The 13,173-nt window shown below is 63.3% G+C and carries 11 protein-coding genes; 4 read left to right on the top strand and 7 right to left on the bottom strand.

What is annotated here, in order from left to right:
• Positions 1-318 precede the first annotated feature (318 nt).
• A complete protein-coding gene (gene rng / locus BUB23_RS22845; RefSeq protein ID WP_073108516.1) occupies positions 319-1,782 on the top strand; it encodes a ribonuclease G in 1,464 nt (487 codons plus the stop codon).
• Here the strand turns inward: rng and BUB23_RS22840 are convergent.
• Positions 1,775-2,200, bottom strand: coding sequence for a hypothetical protein (locus tag BUB23_RS22840; protein WP_073108531.1), 426 nt, complete (start codon positions 2,198-2,200; stop codon positions 1,775-1,777). The genes rng and BUB23_RS22840 overlap by 8 nt on opposite strands.
• A gap of 20 nt (positions 2,201-2,220) precedes the next feature.
• Positions 2,221-4,002 carry a lipid A export permease/ATP-binding protein MsbA gene (gene msbA / locus BUB23_RS22835; protein WP_143161099.1) on the bottom strand — a complete coding sequence of 594 codons (1,782 nt, stop codon included), beginning with the start codon at positions 4,000-4,002 and terminating at the stop codon, positions 2,221-2,223.
• 121 nt (positions 4,003-4,123) lie between these two features.
• Between msbA and BUB23_RS22830 the strand changes: the two genes are divergently transcribed.
• Genes BUB23_RS22830 through BUB23_RS22820 form a run of 3 tightly spaced genes read left to right on the top strand, consistent with a single transcriptional unit; the run spans position 4,124 to position 6,137 of the window.
• The gene (locus BUB23_RS22830; RefSeq protein WP_073108511.1) at positions 4,124-5,080 is read left to right on the top strand and encodes a glycosyltransferase family 9 protein; all 957 of its coding nucleotides are present in this window, start codon (positions 4,124-4,126) and stop codon (positions 5,078-5,080) included.
• 18 nt (positions 5,081-5,098) lie between these two features.
• Positions 5,099-5,863, top strand: a complete 765-nt coding sequence (locus tag BUB23_RS22825) for a YdcF family protein (RefSeq protein ID WP_073108508.1) — start codon at positions 5,099-5,101, stop codon at positions 5,861-5,863.
• Positions 5,864-5,867: 4 nt separating this feature from the next.
• Positions 5,868-6,137, top strand: a complete 270-nt coding sequence (locus BUB23_RS22820) for a YkgJ family cysteine cluster protein (protein ID WP_073108505.1) — start codon at positions 5,868-5,870, stop codon at positions 6,135-6,137.
• A gap of 26 nt (positions 6,138-6,163) precedes the next feature.
• Here BUB23_RS22820 and BUB23_RS22815 read toward each other — a convergent pair whose 3' ends face one another.
• The 5 genes from BUB23_RS22815 to dnaE all read right to left on the bottom strand — a co-directional run bounded on the left by BUB23_RS22815 (position 6,164) and on the right by dnaE (position 13,102).
• Complete coding sequence (locus BUB23_RS22815) at positions 6,164-6,871, bottom strand: polysaccharide deacetylase family protein (RefSeq protein WP_073108503.1); 708 nt, start codon at positions 6,869-6,871, stop codon at positions 6,164-6,166.
• Between the two features lie 63 nt (positions 6,872-6,934).
• Complete coding sequence (locus tag BUB23_RS22810) at positions 6,935-7,681, bottom strand: glycosyltransferase family 2 protein (protein ID WP_073108500.1); 747 nt, start codon at positions 7,679-7,681, stop codon at positions 6,935-6,937.
• Entirely contained in the window at positions 7,678-8,517 is an 840-nt protein-coding gene (locus BUB23_RS22805) for a polysaccharide deacetylase family protein (RefSeq protein WP_073108496.1), read from the bottom strand. Before BUB23_RS22805 ends, BUB23_RS22810 begins: the two co-directional genes overlap by 4 nt.
• On the bottom strand, positions 8,514-9,614 hold the full coding sequence (locus tag BUB23_RS22800) for a glycosyltransferase family 4 protein (protein ID WP_073108493.1): 1,101 nt from the start codon (positions 9,612-9,614) through the stop codon (positions 8,514-8,516). The genes BUB23_RS22805 and BUB23_RS22800 overlap by 4 nt, the downstream gene beginning before the upstream one ends.
• Positions 9,611-13,102, bottom strand: a complete 3,492-nt coding sequence (gene dnaE, locus BUB23_RS22795; RefSeq protein ID WP_073108490.1) for a DNA polymerase III subunit alpha — start codon at positions 13,100-13,102, stop codon at positions 9,611-9,613. The genes BUB23_RS22800 and dnaE overlap by 4 nt, the downstream gene beginning before the upstream one ends.
• Positions 13,103-13,173 lie beyond the last annotated feature (71 nt).

Below are 13,173 nucleotides of genomic sequence, written 5' to 3'. Positions count from 1 at the left end.
CAGGCGCCGTGGGCGGGTGTGGGTTGGGCGAAATGTTGAGCAAGCCGCGCAGGCGGCCTGTTTCCGGGAGGCAAGCCCGCGCTTGTCTGAGCGAGACGCTTACGGACAGCCGGGGGCTGTCCGTTCCGCGAGTTCGCGGGCGCCCGGAAACAGGTCGACTGCGCGGGCAGTCGCGGGCGAAGCCCGGGACCGCAGCGATATTGAGCCCAACCCACACCCGCCCACGGCGACGGGTTTAGAACAAGGACAACGCAACCCACACCCCCGGCGCAATTGGCCCTACACTTATCCAATTCAAGCAATCGGCGCCAACTGCACATGACTGAAGACATCCTCATCAACGTAACGCCATTCGAAACCCGTGTCGCATTAGTGGAACAGGGCTCCGTCCAGGAACTCCATATAGAACGCAGCATCCAGCGCGGCCATGTCGGCAACCTCTATCTGGGCAAAGTGGTGCGCGTGCTGCCCGGCATGCAAAGCGCCTTCGTCGATATCGGCCTGGAACGCGCCGCCTTCATCCATGTCGCCGACCTCAGGCAAAACCGGACCGAACGCAGCAACGGCACCGCCATCACCCCCATCGAAAAACTGCTCTTCGAGGGCCAGGCCCTGATGGTGCAGGTCATCAAGGACCCATTGGGCACCAAAGGCGCACGGCTCTCCACGCAGATCAGCATAGCCGGACGCATGCTGGTCTACCTGCCTTACGACCCCCATGTCGGCATATCCCAGAAAATCGAATCCGAAGAAGACCGCACGTCCTTGCGCGAACGGGTGCTGTCATTCATGCCCGAGGATGAAAACGGCGGCTTTATCGTCCGCACCCAGGCGGAGGGAGCCACGGACGAAGAACTGCGGGCCGATCAGTCCTACTTGCGCACTATATGGAACAGCATACAGGCCAAGGCGAAAAGCCAGGCCACGCCCTCCATCCTGTATACCGACCTGACACTCGCCCAGCGCGTACTGCGCGACATGGTGGGCCCGTCGACCGGCATGATCACGGTGGATTCGCGCAGCACCACCCAGGAACTGCTGGACTGGGCCAAAACCTACACCCCTTCCGTCTTGAGCCGCATCAAGCACTACAGCGGCGAACGCCCCTTGTTCGATACCGCCAACGTCGACGAAGAAATCGCCCGGGCACTTTCGCGGCGCGTGGACCTGAAATCGGGCGGGTATCTCATCATCGACCAGACCGAAGCCCTGACCACCGTCGACGTCAATACCGGCGGCTTCGTGGGCGGGCGCAACTTTGACGATACGATATTCAAAACCAATCTGGAAGCCGCGGTGGCGCTCGCGCGGCAGTTGCGCCTGCGCAATCTTGGCGGCATCATCATTCTCGACTTCATCGACATGGACGATGCCGGGCACCGCAGCGCGGTGCTCGCCGAGCTCAACAAGGCGCTGGCCAAAGACCGCACCCGCATGACGGTAAGCGGTTTCAGCCAGCTGGGGCTGGTGGAAATGACGCGCAAGCGCACCCGCGACTCCCTGGCGCACCAGTTGTGCGAGCCCTGCCCGACTTGCCAGGCGCGCGGCAATGTCCGCACGCCGCGCACCCTGTGCTATGAAATACTGCGGGAGATATTGCGCGAGTCGCGCCAGTTCAACCCCAAGGAGTTCCGCATATTGGCATCACAGGCCATCGTAGACCTGTTCCTGGAGGAGGAAAGCCAGCATCTGGCCATGCTGGGCGACTTCATCGGCAAGCCGATATCGCTGGAAGTGGAAAGCCAGTACTCACAGGAACAATACGATATTGTCCTTATTTAGCGTCCGGGCACACCTCGGGATGGGCGATGGCGGCGAGAAAGTCATTGATCTGCTTTTCGGCGGCCGCGTCCGTATAGTAGGTATACACCTGCGCGCGGACCCGCGACTCCGCCATCATGGTGCCCTGCAGCTGGACCAGGTCAGCCAGAACGGCGCGCTCGAAGCTGCTTGCGCCCGCCGGCTTCTGGATAATGGTGGCGTAATTGGTCTGGCGCGGGTCCATGAAAAACTCGGGCGCGCTGCCGCAAGCCGCCTGGTGCTTGAACAAGGCCATTTGTATCTTGGGAAACGGCAACGGGATGATGTGTTCGGCGCGGAAATACTTCGGGTCGCGCAAGTCGACCTCCCTCAGGCCCTGAGGCGTCGCGGCGCATCCCGCCAATACCGCCAATGCCATGCACATCGCGATCTTTTTCATTTTTCCATTTCCCTTCATGATCAACCTTCATCCCGGAATTGCATACGGTAAAGCGAAGCATACAGGCCGTTGAGCTGCAGCAGTTCTTCGTGGCGGCCCTGTTCGACAACTTTTCCGGCGTCCAGCACCACAATCCTGTCCGCTCTCTGCACGGTCGAGAGCCGGTGGGCGATGACCAGGGTGGTGCGGCCAGCCATCAGGAGTTCGAGCGAGGCCTGCACCTGGCGTTCAGATTCATTATCCAGGGCCGAGGTGGCCTCATCCAGGATAAGAATGGGCGCGTTTTTTATCAAGGCCCGCGCGATCGCCAGGCGCTGGCGCTGCCCGCCCGACAACTGGCTGGCGTTTTCGCCGACCGGCGTATCCATGCCTTGCGGCAGCCCTTCGACAAAGCCGAGCAGATTGGCGGCGTCGAGCGCCTTGCGGATTTCGTCGCGGCTGGCCTCGTGCAGCGCGCCGTACCCCACATTCTCGGCGATGGAGCCTTCGAAAAGGACTACGTCCTGGCTCACCAGCGACAAGTGGGAGCGCAAATCGCGCAAATCCAGATCCTTGACATCCTGCCCGTCGATCAGGACGGCGCCGCCCACCGGATAGACGAAGCGCGGCAGCATGTTGACCAGGGTGGTCTTGCCGCTGCCCGAGCGCCCCACCAGCGCGACGGTCTGGCCGGGTTCGGCCACGAACGATACATTCGCCAGCGTATCGGCCTGGGCATTGGGGAAGCGGTGGAAAATATTGCAGAATTCGACGCGCCCCCTGACAGGCTGCGCAAGCAATTGCGTGCCGCTGTCGTCTTCCGGCTTTTCGTCGATCAGAGTGAAGACGCTTTCGGCCGAGACCAGCATGCGCTGCATCGCGCTGGCGATATTGGTCAGGCGCTTCATGGGGTCGAAGATCTGGCCGAGCGCGGCCATGAAGGCCGCAAAGCTGCCGACCGTGAGGCCGCCGGTGTTGGCCTGATACAAGGCTACGGCAATGACCGCCGCCACCGACAGCCCTATCGCAAACTGCGTGAGGGGCGACAGGGCGGCATCGGCGCTGGCGGCCCGCATCGCAAAGCGCCGCAGCCGGCCGTTCACGTACTCGAAGCGGCCGGCCTCGCGCTCGTAGCCATCGAACAGCTTGATGACCCGCTGGCCATCGATGCCTTCGCGCACGACCCGCGTCAGTTCGGCATTCATGCCTATGGTGTCGCGGTTGATGCGCCGCAGGCGCTTGATGAAGACGCGCGCGATGAGGGTAGAGACCGGCAGCATGATCAGCACGATCAAAGTCAACTGCCATGACATGTACAGCAGCACGGCCAGCATGGCCACCACCACCAGGGTCTCGCGCACCACCACGGTGATGACCTCGGTAGCCAGCCCGGTCACCGTGCCGGCGTCGATGGTGAAGCGGTTCAGCAGGCGGCCCGAGTCGCCGCGCTTGAAATGTTCATCCGACAGCCCGAGCAAGCGCTGGAACATCTCCTTGCGCAAGCCCAGCAGCATATTGTTGGCGACCCAGGCCAGCAAATAGGTGCTGCCGTAGCTGCACAGGCCGCGCAGCAGCATCAAGCCCACCACCGCCATGGGGATGGACCATATGTAGGACGGCTTGGTCCCTGAAAAGCCCTCGTCCAGCAAGGGCTTCATGATCACGGCCAGCATGGGCTGGGTCGCCGCCGCCCCGCTCACCAGAAGCACGGCAAGCGCCACGGCCTTCCAGTAAACGCCCACACGAGTGTAGATACGGCGCCACAGATCGAATTTGACAGGGTCGGAACGAGACGATGTAGCTTGAGGGGCAGACTTCAACAATAAACTCGCTTATATACTATTGGGGTGGATCATTTTAGCGTTCTTGCAAAGACACGCATTCGCACAGATCGTTAAGCACGAAACCCAGCCATCATACTTCCCCGCCGCCGCCATCCTATTCATGCCTACTCTTTCCGCCATTTATGTACGTCTTCCCAACTGGATTGGCGATGTTTGCATGAGCTTGCCCAGCCTGCACGCCCTGTTGAATACGCGCATACCGATAGTGGTATGCGCCAGGCCCTGGGCCAGGGACCTGCTGGCCGCCTACAAGCTGGCGGGATTCATCGAGATGAAAGGCCGCTGGCGCGAAGACCGCGCCACGGTCCATGCATTCAGGAAAAAAGCCCAGCATGCGCATCCCCGCGGGCTTTTGCTGCCGGATTCGCTGTCCAGCGCCATGGTGTTCAAGTTTGCCGGCATTCCCAGCGCCGGATATCGCGATGACGGCCGCAGCCTTATCCTGCGCTGGCCCGTCAACAAGCCCTCGCCGCACATGCACGCCGTGGAGTCATGGTATTACATTACCGGCCAGGCGCTCAAACGCTGGAACCACCCGATCTCGCCCGCGCACCCTTCCTCCCGGCTGGACCTGCAATTATCGGACAAGCATCATGCCGAGGCCCTGCGGGCGCTGGGGGCCGCAGGGCTCGAGCCCGGCCGGTTCGTGCTGATCGCGCCGACGGCGACCGGCCTGCATCGCGGCAAGGTAAAGGTATGGCCGCATTTCGATGCCCTGACCCGGCGCCTGCAGGATAGCGGCTATACGGTGGCCATGTGCCCGCCGGCATCCGAAGCCCAGGCCGCCCGGGCCAATGCCCCTACTGCCATTTGCCTGCCGCCCCTGTCCCTCGGCGTGTTTGCTACACTCACCCGGCTCGCCTCGCTGGTCGTATGCAATGATTCGGGCGTTTCCCATCTTGCCGCGGCGGCGGGTGCGCGGCAGCTCTCTTTGTTTGGCGTAACCCAGCGGGAACGCACCGGCCCCTGGTCCGACAACGCCAGTTGCCTGGGATCGGCGCATGCCTGGCCCTCGCTGCAGGAAACGGAGCAGCAGGTCCTCACCCTTTTGCAATGAAAAACTGAACGGCAGCGAATGACACTATCGAGTTTTTTAACCAATCTAGTGATCCCCCTGAACCTGTGCGTCACCTTGCTGGTGATAGGCGCGGTGCTGTTCATGCTGCGGCAGCGCAAGACCGCTTTTTTTGTGGCCATCGCCGGACTGGGCTGGGCCGTGTTCTGGTCGCTGCCGGCATCCTCGCTTTGGGCGGGAGGCCGGCTCGAACAGCTGTATCCCCATCAGATGCCCATGAGCCTGCCTACCGCGCAGGCTATCGTCGTCCTGGGGGGCAGCACCGCCAATAACCGGCTCAATTGGTTCGAACCCTATGACAGCGCCACGGCCACGTCGCGCGTGGATACCGCGGCTATCCTGTACAAGGCGCAGCGCGCGCCCCTTATCGTCGTTTCGGGCGCCGCCCTGGAAGGCAAGATCAGCGAGGCCCAGATGATGGCCAACGCCCTTGCGCAACGGGACATTCCACCGGAGGCCGTGGTGGTGGAAAACCGCAGCTACACCACTTATGAAAACGCGCTCTACACAACCAGGGAGCTCAAGCAAAGGCATATCAGCCAGGTGCTGCTGGTCACCTCGGCCCTGCATATGCCGCGGGCCATGGCCGTCTTCAGGAAACTGGGCATAGGGACGATAGCCGCGCCATCCGCGCCGCAGATCGTGGTCCCCGGCGAACAGGAGTTCTCGTTCTGGCAACCCAATATGCGGGCGCTCGAAGCCAGCCGCTCCATCATCAAAGAGTATGTCGGGCTGCTGGTGTATTGGGTCAGGGGCTGGATTTAACACCATGCAATGCCGCAGCGGCTGTGGCGCCTGTTGTATCGCGCCCTCGATTTCCAGCCCTATCCCGGGCATGCCCCGGGGCAAGCCCGCCGGCGTGCGCTGTGTGCAGCTGACGCCGGAGAACCTGTGCGCCATTTTCGGCCAGCCCGAGCGGCCCGCCTGCTGCGGCGGCTTGAGCGCATCGGCCGAGATGTGCGGCACTGACCGCCGCCACGCCCTGCTCTGGCTGGGCGAACTGGAACGCAGCACCGCGCCCGCGCTCGCCGCCAGCTGAACCGGCGGCGACAGGCCCCGCTGGCGTCAGCCGGCGCGCCGGCGCTCTTCGAGGCGCGTCATGCACTTGCGCAGGAAAACAAAGATATTGGTCGAACGATCGACATCGATGCGCGGCAGGCCGTAGATATCGTCGGAATGCCTGGCCAGGCCGCGCGCGGTGGTGGTGGCGCTGGCATAGCCCGCGGCTCGCACCATGGCGCGTATGGACGGCGACTCGCCGCCATAGGGATAACAGAATGCCGTGACCGGCGCGCCCAAGGCCTGTTCGAGTTCCGCCTTGGATTGCCTGACCTGGTAATTGGCGACTTCGGGCGACAATTTGGGCAAAAAGGGATGATCCAGCGTGTGCGAGCCCACCTCATGCCCGGCCGCGGCCCAGGCCCGCATTTCGTCTATCGACATCAGGTCCGAATGCGGTATGCCTTTTTCGTAGTCCCATGCGTTGCCGCCGCCCAGCTGGCGGGCAACGAAATAATTGGTCGCGGTGAAGCCGACGGCTTTCAGGATGGGCAGGGCGTTCTCGAAAACATTGCGGTAGCCGTCGTCGAAGGTGATGCCGACGACTTTCCCCTGGCGCTCGCCCCTGATATAGGGCATCAGGTCGCGCATGGCCAGGCCGCGGTAGCCGAAACGGCGCAGCCATGTCATCTGGCGCTTGAAGTCCGGCGGGCGGACGGTAAGCCCGCGATAGGGAAAGCCTTTGGGCGTAGGCTCCCCCACACGGTGGTACATAAGTATAGGGATCATGGACAGATTATATATACCCCGCCCGCGCCGCAGAACGGGAAAGCGGCTTCATTTGCCTTTATTCAGGAAAAGCAATTTGCTGTAGCGGAAAAAGCTGCCTGCGGCGCCCATCGCGGCGAGAATGAAGCCTTCTTTGCCGTCCAGGAAGCCGCGCCGGATCAGATAAATGCGGATGAAGGTCCAGATGGCATGGCCCGCCGCGCCAAGCGCGCTGGTTTTCCTGCCCCTGGCGTGCATCATCGCCGCCGCTTCGGACGAGTAATGATTGATCTTGGCGATGAAGGTTTCGAGATCCGCATAGGGATAATGCAGAAAGTGGCCGTCGAGCACCGCGACCGCCCCGGCGGCCTGCACGCTTTCATGGACCGCCACGTCCTTGAACCGGGCGGTGCCGCGCCTGAACAGGCGCAATACGTGATCGGGCCACCAGCCGCTGTGGCGTATCCAGCGCCCACCAAGGTTGGACAGGCGCGCAATCTTGTACGCATCGGCCAGCGGGCGGGCAAGCGCCTGCTGGATTTCACGGGCCAGTTCGGGCGTGACGCGCTCATCGGCATCTATCGACAGCACCCATTCCTGGGTGGCCAGGTCCAGCGCCCGGTTTTTCTGGGGGCCGAAGCCGGGCCAGTCCGGCGCCAGCGTGACCAGGGCGCCCTTGGCCATGGCTATCTCGCGGGTCGCATCGGTGCTGCCGGAATCGAGCACGATGATTTCATCGGCAAAGGCCACCGAATCGATGCAGTCGCCGATATGCCCGGCCTCGTTCTTGGTGATGATGATGACCGATAGCGTCATGCTTTCCGCCTGCGGGCCCGTTTCCAGAGTTTCCAGCGGTTGAAGGCCGGACCGATCAGCGGATGGGCCGCTATCCAGATGCGGCGTCCGACAGAGCTGCCGGAGGTATTGCGCACGGCGAACCGGTAAATGGAAGCGGGATCCGTATGCGCCAGGTTCTGGCCGAAGGCCTGGGTGGTGTACAAATAGCGGAAGCCGGCCTGTTGCGCAAGCTTTACGTAGTCGGCGTCGAAATAGCCTTGCGGCCAGCAGAAATGCTCCGAAACGCCGCCCAGCCTGGTTTGCAGGCAGGCGCGCGACAAGGCGATTTCTTCGCTCATGCGGAGGTTCTTGTCTTCGGGCTGGATCTTGTCCCAGCGCGTATGCGTGTGCGTATGGCTATGGAATTCGCAGGTGCCGTCGGCCCGCATGGCCTCGATTTCGCTCCAGCGCAGGACGACGCTGTCGCCGCGGCCCTGCCCGATGAGCGCTTCGCACTCCTGGTGGGAAGGCGTCGCGGGCAATTCGCCCTGGCCCAGGTGATTGCGCGGCGGCCCGTCGGCGATCCATGATGTCACAAGGAAGATCGCGGCCGTGTAGCCGTATTTTTTCAGCAAGGGATAGGCGTATACCCAGTTATCCAGGTAGCCGTCGTCAAAAGTGATGAGCACGGACTTGCGCGGCACGGCCTGGCCGTTCAAGTGGCCGGCGAATTCGGCGGTCGTCAAGGACCGGTAGCCGCGCCGCCTGAGCCATTCAAGCTGGCTTTCGAAGTTGCCCGGCGATGTGGTGATCATGCCATCGACGGGAGATACATGGTGGTACATCAGCACCGGCACGGCGCGGGCGGGTTTCATGAGCGGCGCTCCGCAAGCCAGCGCACATAATTGGCCTCGATGCGCCGCGCCATGGATTCGGGGGTGAAGCGGCCTTCGAGCCGGCAGAATTTCAGGCCGGCCTGCCCCATCCGGCGGCGCAGGCCGGGATCGTCCACCAGCCGCCGCAAGGCGTCCGTGAGGGCCTGCCGGTCGTCCAGGGGCACCAGCAAACCCGTGACGCCATCCCGCAGCATTTCGGGCACGCCGTCGACCTTGGTGCCGACGACGGGCAGCCCGGCGGCGCCCGCTTCCACGAAAACCGTGCCGGAGGCTTCGGTCCGGGTGGCCAGCGCGAATATATCGAAGCCCGCCAGCAGGTTGGGCACATCGCGGCGCGTACCGAGGAAATGCACGCGCTCCTGCATGCCTTTGCCCGCCGCATAGGCCTGCACCTGCTCGAGTATGGGCGAACCGCCGCCCACCAGCACCAAATGGACATTGGGCCTTTCCTTGACGAGCGGCTCCATGGCGTCGATGAGCTCGCGGTGCCCTTTCTGGAGCCGCATCACCGCCACGCAGCCCACCACGATATCGTCCTGCGCCAGGCGCAGTTCCTGGCGCAAGGTGGATTGCTCCGGCGCCGGCGCCAGGTCGACCGCCGGATAGACCGTCGCCACATATTCGGGCTTGACGCCGCGCTCGATCAGATGATTGCGCACGAAATCGCTGGGGGTGGTGACCCGGTGTGGAATGATGGTATAGGACAGCAGCGAGCCCGCCCTCTTGGCCAGATGGCGGGTGCGCACGATGAGCGGCGTGCCGGCCAGGCGGCCCGCGCAGCCGGCAATCAGGGTGTCGCGGCGGCTGTGCGTGTTCAGGACATCGAAGTGGCCTTCCCGCAGCACGCGCCGGATCCTGGCCACGCCTTTCACGAAATTGAGCGGCCCGCCCATGACGGTGGTGTGCACCGTGAACCCTTCGTCGCGCAGGCGCTGGGTCAGCTTGGCGTGGGGCTGGCACACGGCTTCCAGATGATGGCCGCGCGCGCGCATGCTGAGCATCATCCTGATGATGTATTGCTCCTGCCCGCCCATGCCCGTGGCGGCCTCGGAGTGCAGTATGCGTAAAGGCGTCATAAGTAGTTGATCTCCACGCCGTCGGGCTCGGCCCAGGCGCCCAGCTGTTCGAGCATGGCGTCGGCCATGCGGACGCGCCAGTCCTCCCCCAGCCTCACGGTGCACAGGAAATCGTTGCGTTTCAGGCGCAGCTCGACGGGAACGCCGGGCACGCCGTTTTCCGGCTCCGCCCGGAAAGGGTTCAGAAGCTGGCGCAGGCGCGCCGCATCGGCGTTGCCGTTGAGCGTGATGCGCAAGCTGCGCGCCCTGGCCTCGCGGGCGAGCTGCAGGTCGAATACGGATTCGGCCGATACGCGCAAGCCGCCCGAATAATCGTCGTTGCTGACCTTGCCTTGAATGATGATGAGGCGGTCTTCTTTCAGACGATTGCGGTGCTGCTCATACAGTTCGTTGAAAATGGCCACTTCGACCTGGGCCGAGCCGTCATCGAGCATGGCATACAGCATCTTGCCGCGCCGGGTCATTTTGGGCCGCAGGGACGACAGCACCCCGGCGAACCACTGCAGGCCGCGCGAAGGTTCGAGGCGGGCCAGCGGCTGCGGCGCGAAACGCCGCACCTCATCGCGCCAGGCGTCGAACAGATGGCCGCTGAAGAAAAAGCCCAGCGCCGCTTTTTCTTCCGTGAAGTGGGTCTGCAGATCCCAGGGCGCCACCTTGGCAAGCTCGCCCTCGACGATATCGTTGGCATCGTCCGCGAACAGGGACACCTGGTTGGCGCTGCGCTCGGCCTGCTCGGCGGCGTCCATGGCATTGCCGACCGTCGCCAGCAGGGCGGCGCGGTTTTCCGCGATCTGGTCGAAAGCGCCGGCGCGTATCAAGGCTTCGATCGAGCGGCGATTCACCGAATGCCGGTCAATGCGGCGGCAGAAATCAAACAGGCTGACGAAGGGCCCGCCCTCTTCCCGCGCCTTGATGATCGCTTCCACGGCGCCCTGGCCCGTGCCCTTGACCGCGCCCAGGCCGAAGCGCATGGTGCGCGGCGGCAGGCCCTTGGCGGAGTGCTCGTCCATGACGGGCTCGAAGCGATAGGCCGAGGCGTTGACGTCCGGCGGGAGCACGCGCACGTTGTTGGCCAGCGCATCCTTCCAGAAAATCTGGACCTTGTCGGTGTCGTCCATGTCGGACGACAGGGTGGCTGCCAGGAACTCGGCGGGATGGTAGGCCTTGAGCCATGCGGTCTGGTAGGCGATGAGCGCATACGCGGCCGAATGGCTCTTGTTGAAGCCATAGCCGGCGAACTTTTCCATCAGGTCGAACAGCTTGACGGCCAGGTCGGCGTCATAGCCTTTTTCGACCGCGCCCTTTTCGAAAATGGCGCGGTGCTCGGCCATTTCCTCGGCCTTCTTCTTGCCCATGGCCCGGCGCAGGAGATCCGCGCCGCCCAGGGAATATCCGCCTATGATCTGCGAAATGAGCATCACCTGCTCTTGGTACACAATCACACCATAAGTGCTTTTGAGCACCGGTTCGAGATCCTTGTGGAAGTAATCCACCTCGGCGCGGCCATGCTTGCGGTTGACGAAATCGACCACCATGCCGGATTCGAGCGGGCCGGGCCGGTATAGCGCCAGCATGGCGATGATGTCTTCGAAGGTATTGGGCCGCAGGTTCTTGAGCAGCTCTTTCATGCCGCGCGACTCGAGCTGGAATACCGCCGTGGTGTTGCCCTCGCTGAGCAGCTTGTAGGCCTGCAGGTCGTCCAGCGTCAGCGCCATGATGTCGAAATCGCGCTTGGTCTCGTTGAACTGGCGCACATAGCGCACCGCCCAGTCCAGGATAGTCAGGTTGCGCAGGCCCAGGAAGTCGAACTTGACCAGGCCGGCGGCCTCGACGTCGTCCTTGTCGAACTGGGAAACCGCATTGCTGTCCGTGCCCGGCTGGCAATACAGGGGGCAGAAATCAGTCAGCTTGCCCGGGGCGATGAGCACCCCGCCGGCATGCATGCCGATATTGCGGGTCAGCCCTTCGAGGGGCCGCGCCAGGTCGATCAGCGCCCGGACTTCCTCGTCCTGCTCGTAGCGTTCCTTGAAAGCCGGTTCGTCGGCGAGCGTGCGCGCCAGAGTCCAGGGATCGGCCGGGCTGAACGGTATCATCTTGGACAGGCCGTCGCACAGCATATAGGGCATTTCCAGCACCCGCCCGACGTCGCGCACCACTGCCTTGGCGCCCAGCGTGCCGAAAGTGGCAATCTGGCTCACCGCCTCTTTGCCGTATTTCTGCTTGACGTAGTCAATCACGCGCTCGCGGTTGTCCTGGCAGAAATCGATATCGAAGTCGGGCATGGAAACCCGCTCGGGGTTCAGGAAACGCTCGAACAGCAAGTCATAGCAGATCGGGTCCAGGTCGGTGATGCCCAGGGAATAGGCCACCAGCGAGCCCGCGCCCGAGCCGCGCCCCGGCCCCACCGGCACCCCGTTCTTCTTGCCCCAGTTGATGAAGTCGGCGACGATCAGGAAATAGCCCGAAAAACCCATGCTGGTGATGGTCTTGCATTCCCATTGCAGGCGTTCCAGGTATTGCGGGTATCTGTCCCGGCGCTCGGCCTCTTGCGGAAACAGCTGCGCCATGCGCAGCGCCAGGCCTTCTTCGGCCAGATGCGTCATGTAGTCGTCCAGCGTTATCCCGTCCGGCGTCGGGAAATCGGGCAGGCGCGGCTTGCCCAGCACCAGGGTGAGATTGCAGCGCTTGGCGATCTCCACCGAGTTGGCCAGCGCCGACGGCACGTCGGCGAAGCGCAGCGCCATTTCCTGGCTGCTTAGCAGGTACTGGTCGGCGGTGTAGCGCCGCACGCGCTTGGGGTTGGCCAATTGCTCGCCTTCGGCTATGCATACGCGGGCCTCATGGGCGCGGAAATCCCCGGGCTGGACGAACTGCACCGGATGGGTCGCGACGACCGGCAGGCTCAACGTTCCGGCCAGGCGCATGGCCTGTTGCACATAGGTTTCATCGCCGTCGATGCCGCTGCGTTGCAGTTCGATGTAGTAATTGCCCGGAAAGGCCCTGGCCCAGCCGGCCGCCAGGACACTGGCTTCGTCCGGCTTGCCGGCCTCGAGCATTTGCCCCACGTCGCCCATCCGGCCGCCGGAAAGCACGATCAGGCCGCTGCGGCCCACCAGCCATTCGCGGCGCACTTCGGCGCGCCCCCGGTACTGATTTTCCAGCCAGGCCCGCGTGAGGATCTCGCACAGTGCCAGATAGCCTTCCTGGTTCCTTACCAGCAGCAGCAGCCGGTAAGGCTTTTCGCGGTCCTGCTCGTTTTCCAGCCAGATATCGCTGCCGGCTATCGGCTTCACCCCGGCCTTGCGGGCGGCCTTGTAGAACTTGATCAGGCCGAACAGATTGCATAAATCGGTCAGCGCCATGGCCGGCTGCCCGTATTCCGCGGCTTTCGCCACGAGATCGGGGATGCGGCCTATGCCATCGACCACCGAAAATTCGGAGTGGACGCGCAGGTGTACAAATAGAGGGGATGAGTTCGCTTCGGTCATGATCGAATTGTACCTAGTGAGCGCGCAATGTGGTCGGCGGCGTGGCCCGCCGGGTCGAGCGGCGCCGGCCC

It is taken from the genome of Pollutimonas bauzanensis, from assembly GCF_900129885.1.
In the GTDB taxonomy this organism is placed as follows: domain Bacteria; phylum Pseudomonadota; class Gammaproteobacteria; order Burkholderiales; family Burkholderiaceae_B; genus Pollutimonas; species Pollutimonas bauzanensis.
The sequence above is the reverse complement of the archived record's forward strand: the minus strand, read 5'-3'. Positions and strand labels throughout refer to the sequence as shown.